Genomic DNA, 24,254 nt, shown 5'->3' on the forward strand with positions numbered 1-24,254 from the left:
ATTTATTTATGCCTTTGGCACTCGTTAGTGCAATGGCAGTAGCACAACAAGTATATGCGGCAGAAGACTTCATTGTACAAGATATAAAATTTGATGGATTGGTACGTTTAACTCCAGAAAATGTGTACGGCTTGGTGCCAATCAACAGTGGTGACCGGGTGAATGATCCGATCATTGCCAATGCGATTCGTAGCCTGTATGCATCTGGACTATTTGATGACATCAAAGCCGTTCAACAGGGCAATACCTTGGTATTCCAGGTCGTAGAACGTCCGGTAATTTCGAAAATTGAGCTGAAAGGCAATAAGCTGATTCCAAAGGAAGCGCTGGAAGAAGGCCTGAAAAAAATGGGTCTGGCTGAAGGTGAGGTACTGAAGAAATCTGCACTGCAAACAGTCGAAACCGAGCTGGAACAGCAATATATGCAGCAAGGTCGTTATGATGCCGATATTACGGTAACAACGACACCGCGACCAAATAACCGCGTTGAAGTGCTGATTGATTTTGTTGAAGGTAAAGCCGCTAAAGTTTTTGATATCAATATTATCGGCAATACTGTCTTTAAAGAATCAGATATCAAGCAGGCTTTCGCTGTTAAAGAAAGTGGCTGGAGCTCGGTCATTTCACGTAATGACCGTTATGCACGTGAAAAAATGGCTGCGAGCCTGGAAGCTTTACGTGCGATGTATCTGAACCGTGGTTACATCAACTTCAATATTACCAATTCAAGTCTGAACCTGAGTGAAGATAAAAAGAATGTCTTTATTGAAGTTTCAGTGAGTGAAGGCGAACAGTTTAAGTTTGGACAAACCAAATTCCTAGGCGATGCGCTTTATAAACCTGAAGAGCTACAAGCTTTGCAGTTGTATAAAGAAGGTGATACCTACTCTCAGGAACGAGTGAATGCGGTCAAGCAGCTATTGCTACGTAAATATGGTAATGCTGGTTATTACTATGCTGAAGTAAATGTTGTACCTCAAATCAATAACGAAACTAAACAGGTTGATCTGAACTACTATATTAATCCGGGTCAACAAGTCACTGTGCGTCGGATCAACTTCACAGGTAATTCTAAAACTGCCGATGAAGTATTGCGTCGTGAAATGCGCCAGATGGAAAGTGCGCTGGCAAGCAATGAGAAGATTGACCTGTCTAAAGTGCGTTTAGAACGTACTGGTTTCTTTAAAACAGTTGATATTAAGCCTGTTCGTATTCCTGGATCACCAGATCAAATTGATTTGAATGTGGCAGTTGAAGAGCAGCATTCAGGTACAAGTACTCTAGCTGTTGGTTTCTCTCAAAGTGGTGGTGTAACGTTCCAGGCTGGTCTAAGTCAGACTAACTTCCTGGGTACAGGGAACAGCGTTTCGATTGATCTGTCACGTTCCGAAACTCAAGATTATTATAACTTGAGTGTAATGGACCCGTACTTCACGATTGATGGTGTACGGCGCGGTTATAATCTTTACTACCGTAAAACAAAGTTGGATGATGACTATAACGTAAACAACTATGTTACAGACAGCTTGGGTGGTGGTATTAACTTTGGTTATCCAATTGATGAGAACCAGAGTGTAAGCCTGGGTCTGAATATAGACCAGACTGAAGTGACCACAGGGCCATATGTATCTACATATGTGGCTGACTATTTGGAACGTAATGGTGGTAAAGAAACCAAGCGTGGTGACTTCTGCCCAGGTCAGGTTGAATCTGCAACAGGCAACTGTGTAGATGCAAATGGTGCTCCACTTGATACTATTTCATATGGTCAAGAGTTTAAAGGCGATTTCTTGACCTATAACCTGAATCTGGGTTGGTCTTATAACACCTTGAACCGTCCAATGTTCCCGACTACAGGTATGTCACATCGTGTCAATGCAGAAATTGCCTTGCCAGGTAGTGATGTGGAATATCAAAAGCTCACCTATGACGCACAGGCTTTCTTCCCATTAGGCAAAGACTTTGTTCTGCGTGGTTATGGCCGTTTAGGCTATGGTAATGACCTGCCTTTCTATAAGAACTTCTATGCCGGTGGTTATGGTTCGGTACGTGGTTATGAAAACAGTACCTTAGGTCCTAAATATCCAGGCGTATATTTCTCTGACATCGGCCGAACTGATCCATCCCCAGAAGAAGTGGGCGGTAATGCTTTAGTTCAGTTTGGTACTGAGTTAGTTCTGCCTGTTCCATTTAAGGGAGATTGGGCGCGTCAGGTTCGTCCGGTACTCTTTGCTGAAGGTGCTCAAGTATTTGATACTCAGTGTGATGTATCTAATGATAATATTTTCGTGAATGGCAGCTCGATTAGTGGTAAACAGTACTGTAAAGATAACTTTGGTTTCGATGCAGGCAATATGCGTTATAGCGTAGGTGCTGGTTTCACCTGGATTACCATGATTGGTCCATTATCACTGAGCTATGCATACCCGTTGAATGATAAAGACGGTGATGAAACTCAAAATGTTCAGTTTGAAATTGGGCGTACTTTCTAAGAACACTTTGATCTTAAATATAAATTTTGCTCATGAAGCCATCAGGTTTTGTGAGCAAAATTTTTTGAATGGGTAAAAACATGAAAAAAATGATGATGGCAATGGGTATTGCTTTAGCGGGATTAACTTCATTGTCACATGCAGATGATTACGGAATTGTTGATCTGGAAAAAGTAGTACAAAACAGTATCTATTTAAAGCAGCAAAATGCCACTCTGGAAAATGAAATCAAGCCGCAAACCGCACAGATTGCACAGTTTCAAAAAGACCTTGCTGCAATCAAGCAAAAAGGCCAGGCTGCAAAAACACCAGCAGAACGTGAAAAAATAGCCAAAGAATTTGAAGGTAAAGCGACTCAACTGGCAGGGGTGCAGCAACAGGTACAGGCAACCGTGCAAACGCGTATGCAAAGTGTAAATAAAGCTTTTGAAGGAAATTTGAAGCGTGCTGCTGAACAATTACGCCAAGAAAACAAGCTAGATGTGGTTTTAAATAAAAATTCCGTACTTGCTTATGACGCGAAGTATGATTTAACTGATAAAATGATTCAAAAGGTTAATGCAATTAAATAATCGATGAATCATCAAAAACTTCAGTTAGCTGACCTCGCTCGTCTTGTCCAAGGTGAGTATGTAGGTCAGGCAGATTTATGTTTGAGAGGTTTGGCAAGTCTTGAAAATGCAACCTCTCATGACCTTGCATTTGTCAATGCAGATAAATATCTGGAACAGGCAGCTCAGAGTAAGGCGGGCGCTTTAATTGTGACTGCTGAATTAAAAGAGCAGCTAACTTCCCAGCAGAACTTCATTGTAGTGGCCAACCCTTATCTGGCTTTTGCAATTCTGACTCACGTTTTTGAGAAAAAACATACGACTCAGGGAATTGAAAGTACCGCACAAATTCATCCATCTGCCATCATTGCTGACAGTGCCTATATTGGTCACTATGCCGTTATTGGTGAGAATTGTGTGGTGGGTGAAAATACGATTATCCAGTCCCACGTTCAGATCGACGACCAGGTTGAAATTGGCCGGGACTGTTTTATTGATGCACATGTGACTTTAACAGGTGCTACGAAAATCGGTAATCGTGTTCGGATCCATGCCAATACCGTAATTGGTAGTGAAGGTTTTGGTTTTGCACCTTATCAAGGGAAATGGCATCGAATTGCCCAATTGGGTTCAGTCCGTATTGCAGATGATGTCCGGATCGGCTCAAACTGTAGTATTGACCGGGGTGCACTGGATGACACAATTCTGGAACAAGGTGTCATTATTGATAATCTTGTGCAAATCGCCCATAACGTTAAGATTGGTGAAAACACTGCGATTGCAGCCAAATGCGGGATTGCCGGCAGTACCACGATTGGCAAAAACTGTATTCTCGCAGGGGCCTGTGGGGTAGCAGGACACCTACATATCACGGATAATGTGACCTTGACAGGAATGTCAATGGTGACAAATAACATTACTGAAGAAGGTACTTATTCTTCAGGCATGGGATTGTTGCCAAATCAGCAATGGAAACGCACAGTGGTTCGCTTAAGACAATTAGCAGATGTGCCATTGACCCAGTTAGTGAAACGATTGGATCATATGCAATCTCAAATTGAGTCCATTGAATCAACATTTAAGTTGCGTAAATAATTATGATGACAGAGTCGAATTTGCCTACATTCACGAAGCCTGAATTGCCAATGAATATTCAAAAGATTCGTGAATATTTGCCCCATCGCTATCCATTTCTGCTGGTCGATCGCGTTGTCGATATTACTGAAAATGGCATTGTTGGTTATAAAAACGTCTCAATTAATGAAGAGTTTCTGCAAGGCCATTTTCCGAACTATCCAATCATGCCAGGCGTATTGATTGTTGAGGCATTAGCACAGATCTCAGGTATCCTTGGTTTTGTCATGAATAATGAAACTCCCAAAGAAGGTTCATTATTCCTTTTTGCTGGCGCTGAGAAGGTTCGATTTAAAAAACAAGTGGTTGCTGGCGACCAATTAGTACTTAAATCTGAATTAGTGATGCAAAAACGTGGCATTTATAAATATAATTGTATTGCCACAGTAGATGGCATTGTCGCAACAACCGCGGAAATTATGGTTTCCCATCTGAAAGTCGAGCAGGCATGAGCAATAATCCCCTAATTCATCCAACTGCCATCATTGACGCATCTGCAGTAATTGCTGCAGATGTACAGATTGGCCCTTACTGTATTATTGGGCCAAATGTCACGATTGGTGCTGGTACCAAACTGCATTCACATGTCGTGGTGGGTGGTTTTACACGTATTGGTGAACATAATGAAATTTTTCAGTTCGCCAGCGTCGGTGAAGTCTGCCAGGATCTGAAATATGCAGGTGAGGAAACCTGGCTGGAAATTGGTGATTATAACAAGATTCGTGAACACTGCAGTCTGCACCGTGGTACGGTTCAGGACAAAGGTATTACTAAAATTGGCAGTCATAACCTGTTAATGGTAAATACCCATATTGCACATGACTGTATGGTTGGTGATCATAATATTTTCGCAAATAATGTCGGTGTGGCGGGTCACGTACACGTAGGCGATTATGTCGTGATTGGTGGTAACTCAGGTATTCACCAGTTCTGTAAAATTGACTCTTACAGCATGATTGGGGGCGCTTCACTGATTCTGAAAGATGTTCCTGCCTATGTGATGGTATCGGGTAATCCGGCACATGCATTTGCCATGAATGTGGAAGGCATGCGTCGTAAAGGCTGGTCAAAAGACGTGATTAACGGTTTACGTGAATCCTTTAAGCTGATTTACAAATCTAGCTTAACGACTCAGGAAGCTATTGAGAAAATCCGTAACGAGATTCTTCCAGAAGTTTCTGAAGCACAACGTCTGATTGATTCACTCGAACAATCAAAGCGTGGCATTGTGCGCTAAGCTAAAGAAATGAAAGTAGAATTAAAAAAAAGACACCTTCGTGGTGTCTTTTTTTATGGGACTTTTTATTTACTTCAAAAATTTAACTTCTTCAGCTTTCGGATAGTTCTTGAGTAGTTTCGCTTTATATTGCGAAGCAAGAGTAGTGTTCTTTTCTACATCCTTACTAATATTATAAAGCTGATAAAGGGCAGTAGAGGCTTTTGCAGAATTTGGATAGCGGTCAACCACAATCAGATAATTCTTCTTTGCTTCATTAAAATTCGGCGGATCAATCGACAGGTTAAATTCGGCTAACCAGAAGTGAGCATTGCTGATATAGACGCTATTCGGATTATTCTTGATGAAATTTTGCATGGGCGCAATGGCTTTAGCTGCACCACCATTTTTATAGGCATCTAGTGCAATGGTATAAGCCGCTTTTTCCTGCTCACTCGGCTGTTGCGTTGTGGATGCCTGATGAGTGGTAGCTGGAGCATTAGAGCTTAAACTGGGAGAAATATCCTGTTGGTTATCCTCCGTGGAGGTATCTTCAGCAGGTTCAATTTTTTGCTGCAATAGTTCCAGACGTTGATCCAGATCGGCATAGCGGTTGGTTAATTCGCTCTTTAATCTCTCGATTTCATTTTCTTGTTCTTCGATTTTTCCACGTAAACTGCGTAGATCATTTTCAAGCTGCTGGTTTTTTTGCATGAGCTGCCAGCTGGTATTGGTCTGAGGTGCATCTGCACCTGTAGCAATGGCAGATTGAGTGCTGATATTATTTGATTGAGCACCTTGGCTGAGTCCACGTGATTCGATAGGAATCGCAGCAAAAAGAGAGGTTGTACAGAGTGCAGTGAGGGCACACAATACCTGTTTCTTAAACATCATATAAGTTCCATGATTCTTGGCGAGATTATGTATCCGCAGCTCATTTATTCTAAAAGAGATAACCTGTTTATAGCTTCACATTTAAAACGGCATTTTTAGAAATTGCAACAAGGTTTTACAAAGATCATGTGAATTTCGATATTCATGAATTAATTGTGAAGAATATTAAAAAATCAGCATAATGGGGTATATTGTTTTTAAAATAATCAAACGGATAGCTTATGCCGAAAATTTGAAATACAGCCCTTGCAACTTCAATAAAAATCTCTATACTCTATTCCTGTAATGGTAGCCCTGCCGGTTACTTCGCAATTGTACTCTATGAACCCCGCCAGGACCGGAAGGTAGCAACGGTAGTAGATCTATGATGTGCCGGAGCTTTGCTGGTAGGGTTGCCACCAGATTTATAATTATAAAATTTCTCTATATTATTTTTTTATTTTTCAATCTTAATTTCTATTGTTTTCTATTCCTTTTAATCTTTACTTTCAATCTTCTATTCACAGCTGCTTTCGTGGATGCCATATTGTTTGGAATATTGAAATTCAATCTTTTGAATAGACTATCTTAATTTGAGTTTTTGAAAGCTTTTTGTTGTTCGGGATTAATTGTAAATTAAGGGAAACTATTTAAGTTAAGCAGGATGGCAAAGAGGAAAATAAAAAAATAGCCTAAGCATATTTTTCACAAATACAAAAGAATTAATCTTCGGCTTTGCGGCTAATCGCTTTCATGATCGCATCCATTTCAAAACCACGATACATTAGAAAACGGATCTGTTTGGCTTTAAGTTTTGGGTCTTTCGTCACTTCTGGACCATATTTTCTAAGCTTCAGTTCATAAGCCTGTTGTACCCAGTCCGTTTCTTTTAGTTCTTCACTGATCAGGGCAGTATCAATTTTTTTGCTTTTCAGCTTCATTTTAATCTGATTGGGACCTTTGCCTTTACGCTTTTGGCTCGATAACATGATTTCAGCGACACGTTGATCACTTTGATAGTTTTCTCTAGATAGCTCTTCAACCAAAGTGACCACTTCATTTCGATCTTCTGCATAAAGCGCCAGTTTCTCAATGAGTTCAGCTTTGGAGTATTCTTTGCGAGTTAGTACAGCAAAGGCATAAGAACGCAAACGGGTGCCGGTTAGACCGGGTTTCTTCTGCTCTTTATCGGAGTTACCAAATAAGCTGTCTTCCGGATCAAATTCTGGCAAAGTCTGTGGCTCAACAGGTGCAGGAGTGACTGAGTCTTCAGCATCACCAAACTGCTGTTTAATCGCGTCATAGTCCAAAAGTTTGCTGAATTTTGCGTCTGACATATTGATCTCGATAAAAATATCTATTCCATAATAACAAAAACGCCCCGTAGGGCGCTCTGTTATGACGTTCAAGGATTATGCATCCAGAAAGTCTGCTGGTTCTTCTTCGTCTTTATCTTCGACTACTTTGCCTGTAGTAAGCAGTTGCTCACGGATCAGTTTTTCAATAGTATCCGCCAGCTCTTTGTGTTCTTCCAGATAACGGATGGTATTGTTCTTACCTTGGCCAATCTTGTCGCCTTGATATGAATACCATGCACCCGCTTTCTGAACAATTTCTTGCTGTACTGCAAGGTCAATCAGTTCACCAAGATGGTTAACACCTTTACCATACAGAATCTGGAACAGAGCTTCTCTGAATGGAGGCGCCATTTTATTTTTCACAACTTTGACTTTGGTTTCAGAACCTACAATCTCGTCGCCTTCTTTCACCTGACCGATACGGCGGATATCCAGACGTACAGAAGCATAGAATTTTAGTGCATTACCACCAGTAGTTGTTTCCGGGCTACCGAACATTACACCAATCTTCATACGGATCTGGTTAATGAAGATCACCATACAGTTTGAACGCTTGGCATTACCGGTAATTTTACGCAGTGCCTGGCTCATCAAACGTGCTTGCAGACCCATATGTGAGTCACCCATTTCGCCTTCAATCTCGGCGCGAGGGGTCAATGCAGCAACAGAGTCGACTACGATCAGGTCAATCGCACCAGAACGTACCAGCATATCAGCGATTTCAAGTGCCTGTTCACCGTTGTCTGGCTGAGAAACCAGCAGGTTATCAATATCTACACCGAGTTTACGGGCATATTGAGGATCAAGCGCGTGCTCGGCATCGATGAATGCACATGTACCGCCAGCTTTTTGACATTCAGCAATCGCTTGCAATGTCATTGTGGTCTTACCTGAGGATTCAGGACCATAAATCTCGATAATACGGCCTTTCGGTAAACCACCAATACCGAGTGCAATATCAAGCGTTAAAGAACCTGTAGATACAGCTTCAACTGCTTGCACGGTATTGTCACCAAGACGCATCACTGTGTTTTTACCAAACTGTTTTTCAATCTGGCTTAAGGCAGCGTTGAGCGCCTTGTTTTTATTCTCATCCATCTTACAACCTCAATACGATGTCACAAACTTAGTACTCAAGTGGATGTCTTACATTAGAGCTTCGTTCCACAGGAATATAGTGACAGAAATTTCCCTTGTGTTCTATAAAATCCAGCAGTGTTACGACACATGCTGACGCTTGAATTTAATCATCATTATATGACCAATGTTGATCAAAGTTCTGACTATTTTCATTCTTGAATCGACTGATGTCTCGACGATCTTTTTTGCTTGGTCGATGATCGGGACGCGCTAGATTATGCAACTTTCTTTGCGATGCAATCAATTCCCGGCGAGCGATACTGACTTCAGTTTCTTCATACAGTTTCTGTGCCACAGGTGCAGGACCACGAACATCAGAAAGTTCTTTTACAACTACGGTTTTTTTCTCGATACCTTGCTGAATCGTCAACTCCATACCCACACGGACTTCGCGAGATACTTTTACACGCTCACCATTATGATGGACTTTACCGCCCTCAATAGCATTCTTGGCAATGGAACGGGTTTTAAAAAAACGTGCTGCCCACAGCCATTTATCTATACGCATGCCTACCGCATCTTCGGGTAAAGACGATTTACGCATATTGCTTGTTTACCTCAGACTGATTTAAATGAGTGATTAACTCTGTTAATTGGTGCAGCATCGGGTAATTGCAAGTCTGGCGCGCAACTTTACTGGAAGATGGTTGCTGGATGCAGAACAGGTTCTGGATGCCATAAGCCTTGGCGCCATTCAGGACTTTTTCGGTATCATCAATAAAATAGACCTGCTCAGGATCAAAGGGGTGCAAAGCATTCAGACCTTGCCAGAATTCTACAAATTCCTTGGCATGTCCAATGCTTTCCGAGCTGACAATGACATTGAAATAATCTTTGAGATTCAGATGATCCAGTTTGAAGGCGAGTCCTGCACAGTCGGCATTGGTGGCAAGCCAGATGGGATAGCCATTATTTTTAAGATAATCGAGTAATTCGAGGCAATAAGGGCGTAAGCTAACCTTATCTTTATGCTCGATTTGCATGGCCAGAACGTCGACTTCGACTTTAGCCGTCCAGAAGCAAGAAGAGTACCAGTTTAGGGTATGATTATGTTGCTGATAGAATGCATAAAGCGTTTCTCGGCTCTGTTCCAGACTACAGCCATGTGTTTCGGCATAACGGATCGGTAATAACTCGTTCCAGATGAAATCATCGTAGGCAAGATCAAGTAAAGTTCCGTCCATATCAAAAATGACAGGCGGTTTTTCTGAGCAATTCGACATATAAGGTTTTCTATGTTTAAAGCGACAATAGCACCACAAGATCCGATGATTTTGCAGTTTGTGCCCATTTTGACACAGGCCTGTGAAATTTTGCGAGAAGAATATCAGCGTTATTGTTCAGGTGCTGCGTTTGATATTGTCAAGAAAAGTGATGATTCTCCTGTGACCCAGGCAGACTATCGGGTGAATAGTTATTTAACCCAAGCTTTAGCGGAAATCTCAGAATTGCCTTTATTGTCAGAAGAGGGGCAGCAGGATCAGCGTCATGCCTGGACAGATTTCTGGTTACTAGATCCTCTGGATGGCACCAAAGAGTTTTTGCATCAGCGCCCAGAATTCACGATTAATCTCAGTCTGGTCAGAGGCAGTCTGACTACTTTTGCCATTTTGGCGGTTCCTGCACAGCAGCTAATTTATTTCTGTCCTGAAGAAGGCTTGCCGATTAAATACGATATTCAGAATCAGGCATGGTTTGGCTATGAGTCAGCTACCGATCATCAGGATGTCTTTGTCGGTCTGAGTCAGAGCAGTCAGCAGAAGCCAAAATATATCGAGTATCTGCAAAGTCTGGCTAAACTTAGCGCGTACACCGAGTTCAAGGCAGGAAGTGCCTATAAATTCTGCATGATCCTTGAAGACCGGGTAGATATTTATCCTCGTTTCCATCCAACCTCTGAGTGGGATACCAGTGCCGGTCAATGCATGCTCGAGCGGATTGGCGGAGGGTTGGTTGATCTGGAAGGTCGGCCATTCATCTACAATCAGCGCAAGACCTTACTGAATGGCGGGTTTATAGCCTATAAGAATGAAGCAATGAAAGCACTGGCTTTACGGGCACTGGCGGACATGCAAGACAATGATTGAGCTCATAGCCGTTCATGGTATAGTGAGGAAGATTCCGTTGATAGATCAGTTGGCAAGATTGTGGCATTAAAACTGCTTCCACCAAGTATGCTCAGTGCAATAGATTTATTGCCTGATACCAAGACACCTGTGACTCTGTTTACGCGGCATTCTCTGCGTGAAGATGTCGCTGGTCAGGGACTGGCAGGTTACGATTTGCAGTTGACGCCGCAAGGACGTGATCTGGCGCAGGAATGGGGTGCCTATCTGGTTAATCAGACAGATCGGCATATCCAGCATTGTATATCGAGTCCGATTCAGCGCTGTGTAGATACCGCAGCATTGATGATCGAGGGGGCAGATGCAACGGATAAAGCACCGCATACCCATAAGATTGAAATCGTTGAACAGGGTTTGCTGGTTGAGCCAGGCAGCTTTGTACTGGATATTCAAAAAGCAGGGCCATATTTCAAAAAACAGGGGGCATTGGGCTTTATCAATAGCTTCGTCAATAATGCCTTGCCCGGAATGAAACATCCCATTAATGGCGTAGTGGATGTACTGGAATTAATTTACAACACTCATCCGAAAACGCTGTATGGACTCAGTCTGGCGGTCAGTCATGACACCATTCTGGCAGCGATGATTGCAGTGATGTCTGGGCATCAGGAAGTCAGTCGTGAAGACTGGCCGAAAATGATGGAAGGTCTGTTTGTCTGGTTTGAGGGCGATGTATTTGAGGAATCTAAACTAAAATGGATCTGGCGGGGCAAAGTGCATGAGCTGGATATTTCCCAATTTCAGAATACCGAATTAAAGGTCAATAAATAATTCAAAGGCTCAATCATTTAGGTTGAGCTTTTTACATTTATCGTATGAAAGTGAAATAGAGTAATGATGAAATATCACTATGCTGATATTTAAACCAATTTTGGAAGCATAGGAGTTATCATGAAAATAATCACAATTTTAAGTCTGGTCGTTATGCTGGGATTAACTGCTTGTCAGCGTGATACAGACAATGCACAGCAAGACCAGACCACAACACCTCATTCTATGGATAAGGATGAATAATTTATTCTATTTTTGTTTGAATAGAAGATTTCTATAACTAGGATTAGATAACTTTCTGGTATTCATAATTCTTTGTTGAATTAGTATTAAATTTCAGGCACAAAAAAAGCCCTAAAAGGGCTTCTTTTGATTTGCGATTAGTTAGAAGCTAATGCTTTAACTTGCGCGTTCAAACGGCTCTTATGACGAGCTGCTTTATTTTTATGGATGATACCTTTGTCAGCCATACGGTCGATTACTGGAACAGCTTTTTTGTAAGCTTCAGTAGCAACAGCATAGTCGCCAGCAGCAATAGCAGCTACTGTACGTTTAAGATATGTACGAACCATAGAACGCAAGCTTGCGTTGTGTTTGCGTGCTTTAACGTTTTGACGAGCACGTTTTTTTGCTTGAGCAGAGTTTGCCACTCGTGCACTCCTTGAAATAGATTGGTCTGGGCGGGCTGAAACTCAACTGAAAACCACATCAGAAGAACTATCACCAGCCCGTAAACAAGTGCCATATTTTGAGGAAACTATGGGCTTAAGTCAAGTCTTGACATGCTTTGACAACATTTTAGTTGCAGAAAAATTCTAAAGAAAACGTTAGATTAGTATCTAAGCAGGGAGATCGTACAAAAAATGACTAAAACCATTACATATCCTATCGTGATTGGCGCTACAGGCTTGGTCGGAAAGACTTTGGTACAACAGCTGGTAAATGAACCTAGTTGTAAGCGTATTAGCGTCATCGTGCGTAAACATCAACCAGAATTTGAACAGTGGCACAAGGTCAAGCAGGTGGTCGTTGAGGATTTCTTAATGCTCAATGATCAGGATGTCAGTGGCCATACTCATGCCTTTAGCTGTCTGGGTACCACGCTAAAGAAAGCCGGCTCCAAAGAAGCTTTTTATAATACCGATTACACCATCAACGCCCATTTTGCCGAACTGGTGCAGCAAACGGATGCTCATTATCTGTTGATTAGTGCGATGGGTGCCAATTCAAAATCCAGACTGTTCTATAACCGGGTAAAGGGTGAATTAGAGGATTATATCCAGAGCTTGTCTCTGGAGCGTATCAGCTTGTTCCGTCCGTCTTTATTGATTGGCGAGCGGGATCATCAGCGTTTACTGGAAGACGCGGCACAGAACCTGTTTGACAAGTTTTCGCATTTCATCCCCGATTCTTTTAAATACAAGCCAGTGACAGCAGAGCAGGTGGCTCATACTATGGTATATGCAGCGCTGAATCAGACTGTGAAATTTGAAATTTATGATAATTTAGCCATACAAAAAATGAAATGAGGGTAAAAAATCGTGTCCAGCGTACCATTTGTAACTTGTGACCTGCTTGATGACAATCCGGATAAAAACTTGCAGGTGGTCACCCCATGCCTGGATGGCAAATTCTTTAGAAGCTATGGTGCACGTAAAAGCTTTGGCGGCCAGATTGTGACCGTAAAATGTTTTGAAGATAACTCTCGAGTAAAAGAGTTATTGGCGACAGATGGTACCGGCAAGGTTCTGGTTGTAGATGGTGGTGCTTCGATGCGTTGTGCATTGATGGGTGACCTGATTGCTGAGTCTGCGGTGAAAAACCACTGGAATGGTGTAATTATCTACGGCTGTGTCCGTGATGTCGATGCGATTGCTGAGCTTGATCTTGGTGTACATGCTTTAGCTTCTATTCCTCAAAAGAGCAACCGTAAGGGGATTGGTGAGGTAGATGTGCCGCTTTATTTTGGTGGCGTGACCTTTAAATCAGGCGAGTATGTCTATGCTGATAACAACGGCATTGTCCTGTCCAAAGAGCAACTGGTGGACTAATTCCGGTTATTGAAAATATACAAAAACAAGCTATACCGTGAAAGTCAGGCAGTTTAGATTGCTGCTTTCACGGTTTGAAAATAATAAAGAGGACAGACGATATGTTAGGCCATCAGATTAAAGTAGCACAGGCATTGGCATCCGCATTTCTGGAAGGTGGACGTGGTACGACCGGGACACCATTTCCGAATCAGCCTGAAAAGCCTCTCAAGCTTTATGAATATGAAGGATCACCATTTTGTCGTCGTGTCCGTGAGGTCATGACTTTACTGAACCTCGATTATGAGGTGTATCCGTGCCCACGAGGCGGTAAACGCTTTCGTCCCGAAGTGAAACAGCAAGGTGGCAAACTTCAGTTTCCATTTTTAGTAGATGAAAATACCGGAGATAAGCTATACGAATCTCAGGATATTATTCATCACTTGTTTAAGCATTATGGCAAGACAGGTAAGACTCCAGCTAAATATTCAAATTATCCAAAAGTGCCGGTTGCTGCCATTGCAGGGACTATGGTGAATGGGCTACGTGGTGGCATGGCTAAACCGTTGTCGAAGAATACTCCTGCACCTGAACAGCTTCTTGAACTGTGGGGCTTTGAAGCCAGTCCATATACCCGTATTGTCCGTGGCGTATTGTCTGAACTGGAAATCCCTTACATCTATCATAATGTGGCAAAAGAACGTTGGCAGGATCAAGGTCTGGCAAAACTGCGTTTAAAACCGGGGAAATATGAACCTTTACCGGGTGGTAAGCGTGAACAGGTCTTAAAAGTAATGGGAGATAATATTCAGGTTCCTTATCTCGTTGACCCAAATACCAATACAAAAATGTTTGAGTCCAAAGATATTGTGGAGTATTTGAAGCAGCAATATGGTCCTGAGAAGAAAAGCAAAAAATAAACTGCTCCTAATATTTGGAAGATAAAAAATTGCCATCTGAAAATAGATGGCATTTTTATGGTTTATAAATTTAAATTTTCCAAGAACAAGAACTCTGCTTTCAAAATTATTCATACTTAGAGCTACTCACAATAAAGTTAAAAAAACTCATGATTTTTCTTCTTTTTTTGTTTATATTTTAATTTCAATGGGGTAATAAGAATAACGATAAGGGGTGTGCTTATGACAGCACAAGACGCCGTACTACCGGTACCTGTATTAATTGTTGAAGACGAATATGTCATTCAGTGCCGTTTAAAAAATATTTTGAAGGATCTGGGATATAGTGATGAGGTATTGCTGTTCGCCAATAATGTCAGGGAAGCCGAATATCTTCTGCAACAAGAACCGTTCTGTTTAGCACTGATTGATCTTGGACTGCCAGATGGAAATGGCATTTCCATTATTGAAAAAATACATGAGCTCGGTTCACAAACCTTAATACTAGTGGTATCTGCCTGGAGCACTCAGGATAGCTTGTTAAAAGCAATTAAGGCGGGAGCAACCGGTTATGTACTCAAGGAACGCGATGATACAGAAGTAAGTCTGGCAATTCGTAGTATTTTGCGTGGCGGTGCACCCATTGATCCTTTTATTGCACGGGAAATTCTCAAGCAGATTTCCAGTTCAGAGCCATCTTCCTCTTTGGAGCAGATCGTACTTGATCCTGAACAGGAAAGTTTGACTCAACGGGAAAAAGAAATTCTTTCATTGGTGGCACAGGGACTCAGCAATCGTGAAATTGCTGATGAACTCTGCGTGTCACGTTATACCGTAGAGAGTCATATCAAGCATATTTACCGCAAGCTCTCTGTCAGCAAGCGAACCAAAGCAGTCAGCACAGCACGGCATTTAGGTATTCTTTAGTGCGAATGCTGTCTGTTAGCAAGATGTTTGGGCAAAGACTAAGGCTCTTCGCTCTATTAATGATAGGGAGCTGGCTGAGCCTATTCTCTTGCATCAGCTTGGCACAGAATAATTTTCAGATTAACGAGCTTTGTCAGGTGAACATTGAACAGCAACAAAAAGTTCAAGTCCCAAGTCATCTCGAAATTCCGGATGCGGGCTGGCAACCTGTAACATTACCGGATAACTGGAAAAATAACTGGCCGAAATATAATGGGGGTGCCTGGTATAAAATTCGCTGGGGTTGGTCTTGTCAGGACAATATACGTCTCGCTGAACCCATTGTTTTTGGTATTGATTATCTGAACTCTGCTGGAGCTGTTTTCCTGAATGATGATCTGCTGTGGTCGGATCAAAACCTGCAAGAGCCTTTGTCTAAAAGCTGGAATGTACCACGTTACTGGATTTTGCCCATTGCGGGCTTGAAGCAGACAGACAATGAACTGCTGATTTATGTACGAGGCTATAGTTTCCAGGGTGCAGGGCTTGGCAGAATTGAATTTCATAATGTCATGGCCAACGACCAGCATTATTCAAAAAAGATATGGGATCGCCGTACGCTCTTTCAGATCAATATGATTCTATCCGGTACGATTGGAGTCATTAGCCTGATTATCTGGCTATTCCGACATTCAGAAACCACTTTTGGCTGGCTGGCGTTGAGTTCATTATTGTGGATTCTGTTTATCTCCAATGTATTAACCACAGAGAATTTTCCTTTTCCCTCCAGTATATGGGCCGGTAAAGCCAATCTGATTTTCTTTATCCTCTATATGCACTGTTTTTGTCTGTATCTAATTCGGTTCTTGAAGCAGAAATTTCAGCGTTTGGAGCGGGGACTTATCGGGGTGACTGCTTTATTCAGTCTATTCATCATAGTCAGTTCTTTAGATCATTTAGAAGCAGTGCTAAGTGTTGCTTTTGTCTGCTATGTGCTGCTTTATATTAGTTGTGTCATCTATGTTAGCTACTGGGCAATTAAAACTCGAAATGGCGAATATCTGTTTCTGATGCTTTGTCTGTGGGGAATTTTGCTGTGTGTCATTATAGATCTGATCATTCTGGGTCAAACGGCGGTTAGTGAATTCTCACCTTTATCACCTTATACATCACCGATTATTATCCTGTTTGTCGTGCTAATTATGGGGACACGACTGAATCGTAATATTAAAAAAATCGAAAAATTTAATACGCAGCTGGAATCCAAAGTACGGCAAGTCAGTGCAGATCTAAATAAAAGCCTGAGTGATCAGCATAAGCTGGAACTGGATAATGTGCGTTTGCAGGAACGGATTAATCTGTCACATGAACTGCATGATGGACTAGGTGGCTCGATTGTGCGTTCCATGATTCTGGTGGATCAAAGTACCGAAAACATTTCCAATCGACAGTTTTTATCTATGCTGAAGCTGCTTAGGGATGACCTGCGTCAAATCATCGATAGCGGTTCTTCTATTGACAATAAAGTGCCTGAAACGCCAGTGATCTGGATTGCGCCAGTACGTTACCGATTTACTCAATTGCTGGAAGAAATGGATATCGCCGTAGAATGGTCATTTCCTAAAGTCTGGCAGCGTGAACCTACGGCTTTACAATGTCTGACCCTGATCCGTGTGGTAGAAGAAAGCTTGACCAATATTATCAAGCATAGTCAGGCCACAAAAGTGAGTGTGAGTATGGAATATACACAACCACATCAACTGACTTTAAAAATTCAGGACAATGGTATCGGTTTTAATCCGGAGATGGTGCAGAAAAATGGCATGAGCATTGGTATGCGCAGTATGAAAATGCGTATTGAACGCATGGGTGGAATGCTGGATATTCAGTCTGCGAAAGGCGATACTTGCGTACACGTGGTGATGGAACTCTATCAGCCTTAATCATCTCAAAATTATACATACATAAAAAAGGAGGATCATATGATCCTCCTTTTTTTTATAGATTTAAATGACCAAGATATAAAAACTTACTCTTCTTCAGCCGGTGGCACTAGCATCAGTACAGAATCATTCAATAGCTCAGCAACATCCTCCAGCATATCTTCATCAGCGAAATCTTCATCCAATAAGACACGCGCACCATCAGCAATCTGCTTCAGTTTTGAAGTAAATGCTTCAGAAATACAGATTCCCTCACCATTGGCCCAGAATAAGGTTTCACCATCTTCTTCTGTATAGAGTAAGCGTGAAGCGGGTTCAAGCATCAGGCTATAGCCCTGATCAAGTGCTTCTTCCAGATCACCTGTACCAATTTCTTCAGCTTCCGGAATATTCTCTTCATATTTTGGTTCTGACATCAGGCTCATGATGGCATCTTCAAGCACATTGGAGTTATGCAACTGCTCCATGATTTTGCCTTTCAGATATTCAAGTTCATTGCCTGTGACTTCACCCGCAGCACTGATATGATCGCGAATGATGTCAGTCAATGGATTGCGTAAGACTTCATTTTCCGAAAATTTATCGCCTACACGGTCCATCATGTCACTGACATTTGGCATACGGAAACCAAAAGAGAAAGTCAGACAGTCATCTTCTGCTACGCCGTAATGAGACAGACCGGGTGGAATATACAGCAAATCACCGGGTGCAAGAACTTCATCAAAATGCACATCCATTTCTGGCAATAATTTTAATGGCTGCCCCGGTACAAGTTCGGTCTCGGCATCACACATTTGCCCCAGTTGCCAGCGGCGATGACCATAGCCTTGAACCAGAAAAACATCATAAAAGTCGAAATGTTGACCGACTGAACCGCCTTGAGGTGCATAAGACACCATGATGTCATCACGACGCCATTGAGGGATAAAGGCAAACTTTTTCCAGAGTTCAGACAGGTCGAAAGAATAGTGATCCACAGCCTGAACCAGTAAAGTCCAAAGCTTAGGCATCTTCTGGAAGTCAGCTTTTAATAAAGGAGATGTCTTGACCGACCACTGATTTGGATCACGATCTTTCTGCTTGATCAGACGTGCAGTGACATTTTCTTCAAGTGCTAGCTCCATCACATCATCAGGCTCTAGCAGGCCTGCGATTTCAGGCATGGCATTACGTACCAGCAGCGGTTTTTTTTGCCAGTATTCGGCAAGGAATTGTTCAGCGGTAATACCGCCTAAAACGTCTAGAGGTAGGGACATAAATAAAGCCTAAAATAAAGGAGATTAAGGAACTAAAATCTTTAGCTCACGCAGAATATTGCATAGCTGAATCATCGGCATACCCATCAGGGTAGTTTGATCCTGACCGATCATGGTTTCAAACAGACTAATCCCAAGGCTTTCACATTTAAAACTACCGGCACAATGCAGGGGCTGTTCGATCTCTACATAGCGCTCAATTTCCGCTTGAGACAGTTTGCGGAATTTGACTTTGTAATGTTCTACCAGCGTACGTTCAAAACCGGTAGATTTCTGCTGAACGCTGAGCGCCGTACTGAAATACACAATCTTGTCCGAATTGGCCTGCAGCTGGCGAATGGCCTTTTCTATTGTTAAAGGCTTACCCATAAAGATATCTGGTGCGCCTTCACGCCAGGCTACCTGATCAGAACCAATTACAATCGCATCAGGATGTAGCTCAGCGATATGACGAGCTTTTTCAAAAGCCAGGCGTTTGGCTAATTCATCCGCATGATTTTCACCTTGGGGTGATTCATCTATGTCCGGGACGACCGATACGTAATCAAGACGTAGACGGTTCATCAGTTCTTTACGGGTCTGGCTTGAAGAAGCCAAGATGATTTTTGCGGTATTCATTAGACAGCGTATTCTTCTAAAATATGGAGAGGAACGTAAGCAAGGACAGCTTTGTGACAGGCTTGCAGCTTGATCGGTGGCGCTTGTCCAGCTTCATAAGCTTCTACCCAGCGTGTAACGCAGATACACCAGAAATCACCAGGTTGCAGTCCAGGAAATCCCAGTTCTGGTAATGGTGTAATCAGGTCATTGCCCACTTTCTGGGAAAAATTCAGAAATTCAGAGGTCATCTGTGCACAGACAGTGTGCTGTCCCAGATCGGTAGGTGCGGTATGACAAAAGCCATTACGGAAATATCCAGTAATGGGATCAAAACAACAGCTCGCCAAAGGCTCGCCCAGAACATTAAGACGGTTAAGATTAGGATCAGGATGTATCGACATAGGTACTGAATCTGGAAGAAGCTTTTTTCTATCATAACAAAACTTTGGCATTCATAATGTTTTCTGCAAAAGATGCTAACCTTTTTCTGCATAATCATTTAAAATCGCCTCGTTTTTAATATCTATAAAGAGAGCTCTACAATGAACTTTCAGCGTATGACTGACCTTGACCTGACGGGTAAACGTGTTCTGATCCGTGAAGATTTAAATGTACCGGTTAAAAATGGTGTAATCACTAGCGATGCGCGTCTACGTGCTGCATTACCAACAATTAAAGCTGCAGTAGAAAAGGGCGCGGCTGTCATGGTGTATTCACACCTTGGTCGTCCAGTTGAAGGTGAGCCGAAGGCTGAACAGTCTCTTGCGCCTGTAGCAGCTTATCTGACTGAAGCATTGGGTCAGGAAGTAAAACTTTTCACAGACTATCTGGACGGTGTTGAAGTTCAGCCGGGTCAAGTGGTTTTACTGGAAAACTGCCGCTTCAACGTAGGTGAAAAGAAGAATAATCCTGAACTTGCAGCAAAATATGCAGCACTTTGCGACGTATTTGTGATGGATGCATTTGGTACTGCACACCGTGCAGAAGCATCAACTGAAGGTGTCGCTCGTTTAGCTAAAGTAGCAGCAGCAGGTCCTTTATTGGCAGCTGAACTGGATGCATTGGGTCGTGCATTGAAAACGCCTGAAAAACCAATGGTTGCGATCGTTGCGGGTTCTAAGGTTTCTACCAAGCTTGATGTTTTGACTTCATTGTCTGATATCTGTGATCAATTGATCGTTGGTGGTGGTATCGCAAATACGTTCCTTGCAGCTGCTGGTTACAATGTAGGTAAATCACTGTGTGAAAATGACCTGATCGATACAGCGAAAGCGATTGCCGCAAAAGTTTCAGTTCCGCTTCCAACTGATGTTGTGGTTGCTGATGCCTCTGAAATCAACTTTGATGACTTCTTGGGTTCATTAGCTGCAGCGAAAGCGACTGTGAAGAAAGTTGAAGATGTTGCAGACAATGACATGATCCTTGACGTGGGTCCAGAAACTGCAAAAGCATTTGCTGAAATCCTGAAAACGTCTAAAACCATCCTTTGGAATGGTCCAGTCGGCGTATTCGAAGTAGATCAGTTCGGTGAAGGTACTAAAGCACTGTCTTTAGCAATTGCTGAATCTGAAGGCTTCTCGATTGCTGGTGGTGGCGATACTTTAGCTGCAATCGACAAATACGAAGTTGCTGACAAAATTGGCTACATCTCGACTGGTGGCGGTGCATTCCTTGAATTCGTTGAAGGCAAAACACTTCCTGCAGTTGCGGTATTGTTAGAACGTGCTTAATCGCATGTCCTAATGTAAAAAGCTGGCTTGATGCCAGCTTTTTTATTTTTATCGCTTATTTATTCCAGATCTGTTCATCACTGATTCATTAAAGTGCAATAAAGCTGTCATAAGATGCAGACAATAGAGTATGGAGATGAGATCTTTTGATGAAACCGCACCTCACTTTAGCTGCATTGCTGGCAGCATCTTTTATTTTTACTGCCTGTACCCAGCAGGAAAATACACCAGCCGAGGACGTAGAAAATACAACAGCTGTAAATGAAGAGTTCATTAGTCCGGAACAGCAGGCCGCAATTGATGCAATTGATAAACCGGTTCTGGATGAAAAAAATACAGATGTTCTAGCTGAAATTGCTAATGCACCTGCAGATGCTGCGACTATAGATCAATCTGTATCAGGCGCTTCCGAGCCTATGACACCATAACTCAGACTATGCAAGTAAAAATCCCTGCTTTTGCAGGGATTTTTTATAAAATATTGTATTTTTTGGCTGTATTGCAATAGTTGAACATGTAGAATATGGCCCATTACCTGGGAGGATATTATGGCTCTTATTTCGATGCGCCAGCTCTTGGATCACGCCGGCGAACATGCTTACGGCGTACCAGCGTTTAACGTAAACAACTTAGAACAAATGCGCGCAATCATGCTCGCAGCAGATGCAACGAATTCACCTGTAATCGTGCAGGCATCTGCAGGTGCTCGCAAATATGCAGGTGCACCATTCTTACGTCACCTTATCTTGGCTGCAGTTGAAGAATGGCCACATATTCCAGTGGTAATGCACCAGGATCATGGTACTAGCCCTGACGTATGTCAACGTTCTATCCAGTTAGGCTTTACTTCAGTCATGATGGACGGCTCACTCGGTGAAGACGGTAAAACACCAACTTCATACGAATACAATGTTGATGTGACTCGCCGTACTGTACAAATGGCACACGCATGTGGCGTTTCAGTAGAAGGTGAGATCGGCTGTCTGGGTAGCCTTGAAACAGGTATGGCAGGCGAAGAAGATGGTGTAGGCGCTGAAGGCGTACTTGACCATTCTCAACTGCTAACTTCAGTTGAAGAAGCTCGTCAATTCGTTGCAGATACCAATGTTGACGCATTAGCCATTGCAGTGGGTACTTCTCACGGTGCATACAAGTTTACTCGTCCACCTACAGGCGATATTCTTGCAATTGACCGCATTAAAGAAATTCATGAAGCACTGCCAAATACTCACCTTGTAATGCATGGTTCTAGCTCTGTGCCACAAGAATGGCTGGCTGTGATTAACCAGTATGGCGGCGACATCAAAGAAACTTATGGTGTTCCTGTTGAGCAACTGGTTGAAGCGATCAAACACGGTGTTCGTAAAATCAACATCGATACTGACTTGCGTTTAGCGTCTACAGGTGCAATGCGCCGTATGATGGCTGAAAAACCAAGCGAATTCGATCCACGTAAATTCTTCAGCGCAACTGTAGATGCAATGAAGCAAATCTGTATCGACCGTTACGAAGCATTTGGTACTGCAGGTAATGCAGACAAGATTCGTCCAATCTCTTTAGAGAAAATGGTTGAGCGTTATAAATAATTCCTTGTGAATAATTTATAAGAAGAGCCCACAGCGAATGTGGGCTTTTTTATATTTAAATAAAGATGAAGAATAAGAGCAGCATATGGAACTGATTTTTATTGCAGCATTATGTAGTGTTGCAGTCTCGATACTCTTAAAAATTGCTAAAAATAGAGGCTTGAGCCCCATCCACATGATTAGCTGGAATTATGTCACAGCCAGCTTATTGTGTTTTTTCTGGTTCAAGCCAGACATCCAGCATATTTCCATGAGTCAGACTCCATGGCTACTGATTCTGGCGCTTGGCGTTTTATTACCGAGTGTCTTCCTGTTTCTGGCCAAGTCGTTACAAACAGCAGGGATCTTAAAAACTGAAATTGCCCAGCGATTATCGGTTGTACTATCACTGGCCGCTGCTTATTTCATTTTTCAGGAACAATTTAACCAGCTCAAGATGCTGGGTATAGTCTTAGGCATAAGTTCCGTACTGTGCATTCTATTCTCACACCGTCAGGCATCAGAAAGCTCCAGGCAGGGAATGTTTTTTCTGGGTCTGGTGTGGTTTGGTTATGCACTGATTGATGTCTTGTTGAAATATACCACCAGCCTTGGTCTACAATTTGCTGTGGCACTGAACTTGATGTTTATCTGCGCCATGATTCTGTCGATGATCTATCTGCTGCTGCAATATCGTCATCTGGGTTCTGGCAAGGATATTGGTTTCGGTCTGTTATTGGGTGCGTTGAACTTTGCCAATATTGCTTTTTACGTCAAAGCACACATGATGCTCAAAGATACGCCAGCGATTGTATTTGCGGGCATGAATATTCTGGTGGTGATTTTTGGTGTGATTGCAGGATTGCTCATCTTTAAAGAACGACTCAAACCTGCAAGTGCGATCGGGCTGATTCTAGGCGTGATTAGTGTTGTTTGCCTAGCATATGCAATGTCTGTTTAACATAGGAAGATGCAAACTCAAGCGGATAACGTAACAGGTCTTCTTTTTCAGCCCGTCCAAGCAATAAGCCTGCCTGTTTGCAGTCTGGACAATGTGGATAACGATGCTGGGCATTAGCATAGTGATGTAAGTAAATTTTATCGCAGTGTTTGCATTCGAATTTTAAAGAGCTGGATGGTAAAACAGACATGGGTACCTCTAATTGTTATTCTAGTTAGATGTTTGGAGAATAAAGCAAAAATTAGGCCCGAATTGACAAGAAAAGGGGCACTAGACCCCTTTTATAACATAAAATGCTTACAGTTTGGTGAAAATATCTTCAGCTTGCAGACGAGATTTAGGCAATTTGGCATTGAAATCATTTTCACTGCGATAACCTAAAGTAAGCAGTACTGATGGAATCAGGCCTTGTTCAGCTAACTGTAATTCCTCACTCAGAATGTCTTCATCAAAACCACCGATCGGTGTGGCATCAATACCTTCACTTCCTGCAGCCAGTAAGATCTGTCCCAATGCAATAAAGGTCTGGTTTTCTGCCCAGCGCTGAATATCGCCTTTTTCATTACGATAATAATGTAACCTGAGTTCGATATAAAAAAAGAGTAGAAAAAAAGCCCTGTTTTTGTAACATATTGGTTCTCAAGACAAAATGTTATAAAACAAGGCTTCTCAATGGATCATATTACCGAATTATTTTGTATTT

28 protein-coding genes and 1 other RNA gene are annotated in these 24,254 nt (G+C 42.3%); 18 read left to right on the forward strand and 11 right to left on the reverse strand.

Annotation, left to right across the window (positions count from 1 at the left end; all coding sequences use genetic code 11):
* Positions 1 to 32: 32 nt before the first annotated feature.
* From bamA to lpxA, 5 genes are all read left to right on the forward strand, one after another.
* Complete coding sequence (gene bamA / locus FTV14_RS11640; protein WP_373688485.1) at positions 33 to 2,492, forward strand: outer membrane protein assembly factor BamA; 2,460 nt, start codon at positions 33 to 35, stop codon at positions 2,490 to 2,492.
* Between the two features lie 80 nt (positions 2,493 to 2,572).
* Positions 2,573 to 3,064, forward strand: coding sequence for an OmpH family outer membrane protein (locus FTV14_RS11645; protein WP_034592588.1), 492 nt, complete (start codon positions 2,573 to 2,575; stop codon positions 3,062 to 3,064).
* A gap of 3 nt (positions 3,065 to 3,067) precedes the next feature.
* Positions 3,068 to 4,138, forward strand: a complete 1,071-nt coding sequence (lpxD, locus tag FTV14_RS11650) for a UDP-3-O-(3-hydroxymyristoyl)glucosamine N-acyltransferase (protein WP_008305277.1) — start codon at positions 3,068 to 3,070, stop codon at positions 4,136 to 4,138.
* Between the two features lie 5 nt (positions 4,139 to 4,143).
* Entirely contained in the window at positions 4,144 to 4,629 is a 486-nt protein-coding gene (gene fabZ / locus FTV14_RS11655) for a 3-hydroxyacyl-ACP dehydratase FabZ (RefSeq protein WP_171064833.1), read from the forward strand.
* A complete protein-coding gene (gene lpxA, locus FTV14_RS11660) occupies positions 4,626 to 5,414 on the forward strand; it encodes an acyl-ACP--UDP-N-acetylglucosamine O-acyltransferase (RefSeq protein ID WP_180014148.1) in 789 nt (262 codons plus the stop codon). The genes fabZ and lpxA overlap by 4 nt, the downstream gene beginning before the upstream one ends.
* 69 nt (positions 5,415 to 5,483) lie before the next feature.
* Here the strand turns inward: lpxA and FTV14_RS11665 are convergent, their stop codons facing one another.
* The gene (locus tag FTV14_RS11665; RefSeq protein ID WP_180053923.1) at positions 5,484 to 6,287 is read right to left on the reverse strand and encodes a YbgF trimerization domain-containing protein; all 804 of its coding nucleotides are present in this window, start codon (positions 6,285 to 6,287) and stop codon (positions 5,484 to 5,486) included.
* A 295-nt stretch (positions 6,288 to 6,582) separates the two neighbouring features.
* Between FTV14_RS11665 and ffs the strand changes: the two genes are divergently transcribed.
* Positions 6,583 to 6,679, forward strand: an RNA gene (gene ffs, locus FTV14_RS11670) — signal recognition particle sRNA small type.
* A 309-nt stretch (positions 6,680 to 6,988) separates the two neighbouring features.
* Here ffs and FTV14_RS11675 read toward each other — a convergent pair.
* The 4 genes from FTV14_RS11675 to FTV14_RS11690 all read right to left on the reverse strand — a co-directional run bounded on the left by FTV14_RS11675 (position 6,989) and on the right by FTV14_RS11690 (position 9,987).
* The gene (locus FTV14_RS11675) at positions 6,989 to 7,603 is read right to left on the reverse strand and encodes a regulatory protein RecX (protein ID WP_180053924.1); all 615 of its coding nucleotides are present in this window, start codon (positions 7,601 to 7,603) and stop codon (positions 6,989 to 6,991) included.
* Between the two features lie 75 nt (positions 7,604 to 7,678).
* Positions 7,679 to 8,722: a recombinase RecA gene (recA, locus tag FTV14_RS11680; RefSeq protein ID WP_004786150.1), complete on the reverse strand. Its 1,044-nt coding sequence runs from the start codon at positions 8,720 to 8,722 to the stop codon at positions 7,679 to 7,681.
* Between the two features lie 145 nt (positions 8,723 to 8,867).
* Complete coding sequence (locus FTV14_RS11685) at positions 8,868 to 9,308, reverse strand: RNA-binding S4 domain-containing protein (RefSeq protein WP_125278333.1); 441 nt, start codon at positions 9,306 to 9,308, stop codon at positions 8,868 to 8,870.
* Complete coding sequence (locus FTV14_RS11690; protein WP_180053925.1) at positions 9,301 to 9,987, reverse strand: HAD hydrolase-like protein; 687 nt, start codon at positions 9,985 to 9,987, stop codon at positions 9,301 to 9,303. Before FTV14_RS11690 ends, FTV14_RS11685 begins: the two co-directional genes overlap by 8 nt.
* Before the next feature lie 12 nt (positions 9,988 to 9,999).
* Between FTV14_RS11690 and FTV14_RS11695 the strand changes: the two genes are divergently transcribed.
* The 3 genes from FTV14_RS11695 to FTV14_RS16075 all read left to right on the forward strand — a co-directional run bounded on the left by FTV14_RS11695 (position 10,000) and on the right by FTV14_RS16075 (position 11,904).
* On the forward strand, positions 10,000 to 10,851 hold the full coding sequence (locus tag FTV14_RS11695; protein ID WP_180053926.1) for a 3'(2'),5'-bisphosphate nucleotidase CysQ: 852 nt from the start codon (positions 10,000 to 10,002) through the stop codon (positions 10,849 to 10,851).
* Between the two features lie 60 nt (positions 10,852 to 10,911).
* Positions 10,912 to 11,661: a histidine phosphatase family protein gene (locus FTV14_RS11700; protein ID WP_104426195.1), complete on the forward strand. Its 750-nt coding sequence runs from the start codon at positions 10,912 to 10,914 to the stop codon at positions 11,659 to 11,661.
* A 120-nt stretch (positions 11,662 to 11,781) separates the two neighbouring features.
* Positions 11,782 to 11,904, forward strand: a complete 123-nt coding sequence (locus FTV14_RS16075) for a hypothetical protein (protein ID WP_004786141.1) — start codon at positions 11,782 to 11,784, stop codon at positions 11,902 to 11,904.
* Positions 11,905 to 12,041: 137 nt separating this feature from the next.
* Here the strand turns inward: FTV14_RS16075 and rpsT are convergent, their stop codons facing one another.
* Entirely contained in the window at positions 12,042 to 12,311 is a 270-nt protein-coding gene (rpsT, locus tag FTV14_RS11705; RefSeq protein WP_004786139.1) for a 30S ribosomal protein S20, read from the reverse strand.
* Positions 12,312 to 12,524: 213 nt separating this feature from the next.
* Here rpsT and FTV14_RS11710 point away from each other — a divergent pair, with 213 nt between their 5' ends.
* The 5 genes from FTV14_RS11710 to FTV14_RS11730 all read left to right on the forward strand — a co-directional run bounded on the left by FTV14_RS11710 (position 12,525) and on the right by FTV14_RS11730 (position 17,439).
* Entirely contained in the window at positions 12,525 to 13,190 is a 666-nt protein-coding gene (locus FTV14_RS11710; RefSeq protein ID WP_005235308.1) for an NAD-dependent epimerase/dehydratase family protein, read from the forward strand.
* Between the two features lie 12 nt (positions 13,191 to 13,202).
* Complete coding sequence (gene rraA / locus FTV14_RS11715) at positions 13,203 to 13,712, forward strand: ribonuclease E activity regulator RraA (RefSeq protein WP_125278329.1); 510 nt, start codon at positions 13,203 to 13,205, stop codon at positions 13,710 to 13,712.
* 101 nt (positions 13,713 to 13,813) lie between these two features.
* Complete coding sequence (locus FTV14_RS11720; RefSeq protein WP_180053927.1) at positions 13,814 to 14,611, forward strand: glutathione S-transferase N-terminal domain-containing protein; 798 nt, start codon at positions 13,814 to 13,816, stop codon at positions 14,609 to 14,611.
* Positions 14,612 to 14,833: 222 nt separating this feature from the next.
* The gene (locus FTV14_RS11725) at positions 14,834 to 15,517 is read left to right on the forward strand and encodes a response regulator transcription factor (RefSeq protein ID WP_034702603.1); all 684 of its coding nucleotides are present in this window, start codon (positions 14,834 to 14,836) and stop codon (positions 15,515 to 15,517) included.
* Between the two features lie 59 nt (positions 15,518 to 15,576).
* Positions 15,577 to 17,439, forward strand: coding sequence for an ATP-binding protein (locus FTV14_RS11730; RefSeq protein WP_180053928.1), 1,863 nt, complete (start codon positions 15,577 to 15,579; stop codon positions 17,437 to 17,439).
* 86 nt (positions 17,440 to 17,525) lie between these two features.
* Here FTV14_RS11730 and FTV14_RS11735 read toward each other — a convergent pair whose 3' ends face one another.
* From FTV14_RS11735 to FTV14_RS11745, 3 genes are read right to left on the reverse strand one after another with little or no spacing between them, the layout of a single operon-like run.
* Complete coding sequence (locus FTV14_RS11735; RefSeq protein WP_180053929.1) at positions 17,526 to 18,695, reverse strand: cupin domain-containing protein; 1,170 nt, start codon at positions 18,693 to 18,695, stop codon at positions 17,526 to 17,528.
* Positions 18,696 to 18,719: 24 nt separating this feature from the next.
* On the reverse strand, positions 18,720 to 19,313 hold the full coding sequence (locus FTV14_RS11740; protein ID WP_034702599.1) for a nucleoside triphosphate pyrophosphatase: 594 nt from the start codon (positions 19,311 to 19,313) through the stop codon (positions 18,720 to 18,722).
* On the reverse strand, positions 19,313 to 19,696 hold the full coding sequence (locus FTV14_RS11745; protein ID WP_034170328.1) for a DUF2237 family protein: 384 nt from the start codon (positions 19,694 to 19,696) through the stop codon (positions 19,313 to 19,315). Before FTV14_RS11745 ends, FTV14_RS11740 begins: the two co-directional genes overlap by 1 nt.
* A 141-nt stretch (positions 19,697 to 19,837) precedes the next feature.
* Between FTV14_RS11745 and FTV14_RS11750 the strand changes: the two genes are divergently transcribed.
* The 4 genes from FTV14_RS11750 to FTV14_RS11765 all read left to right on the forward strand — a co-directional run bounded on the left by FTV14_RS11750 (position 19,838) and on the right by FTV14_RS11765 (position 23,551).
* Positions 19,838 to 21,025, forward strand: coding sequence for a phosphoglycerate kinase (locus tag FTV14_RS11750; protein WP_034702596.1), 1,188 nt, complete (start codon positions 19,838 to 19,840; stop codon positions 21,023 to 21,025).
* Between the two features lie 149 nt (positions 21,026 to 21,174).
* On the forward strand, positions 21,175 to 21,453 hold the full coding sequence (locus tag FTV14_RS11755) for a hypothetical protein (RefSeq protein ID WP_180053930.1): 279 nt from the start codon (positions 21,175 to 21,177) through the stop codon (positions 21,451 to 21,453).
* Positions 21,454 to 21,573: 120 nt separating this feature from the next.
* Positions 21,574 to 22,611 carry a class II fructose-bisphosphate aldolase gene (fba, locus tag FTV14_RS11760; protein ID WP_104426189.1) on the forward strand — a complete coding sequence of 346 codons (1,038 nt, stop codon included), beginning with the start codon at positions 21,574 to 21,576 and terminating at the stop codon, positions 22,609 to 22,611.
* Positions 22,612 to 22,696: 85 nt separating this feature from the next.
* The gene (locus FTV14_RS11765; protein ID WP_180053931.1) at positions 22,697 to 23,551 is read left to right on the forward strand and encodes a DMT family transporter; all 855 of its coding nucleotides are present in this window, start codon (positions 22,697 to 22,699) and stop codon (positions 23,549 to 23,551) included.
* Here FTV14_RS11765 and FTV14_RS11770 read toward each other — a convergent pair.
* The gene (locus tag FTV14_RS11770; RefSeq protein WP_004786112.1) at positions 23,514 to 23,741 is read right to left on the reverse strand and encodes a hypothetical protein; all 228 of its coding nucleotides are present in this window, start codon (positions 23,739 to 23,741) and stop codon (positions 23,514 to 23,516) included. The two genes, FTV14_RS11765 and FTV14_RS11770, sit on opposite strands and share 38 nt — an antisense overlap.
* Positions 23,742 to 23,848: 107 nt before the next feature.
* On the reverse strand, positions 23,849 to 24,184 hold the full coding sequence (locus tag FTV14_RS11775; RefSeq protein ID WP_373688486.1) for a nitroreductase family protein: 336 nt from the start codon (positions 24,182 to 24,184) through the stop codon (positions 23,849 to 23,851).
* Positions 24,185 to 24,254 lie beyond the last annotated feature (70 nt).

Origin of the sequence: Acinetobacter sp. YH12236, assembly GCF_013417645.1 — a bacterium.
Lineage (GTDB): Bacteria > Pseudomonadota > Gammaproteobacteria > Pseudomonadales > Moraxellaceae > Acinetobacter.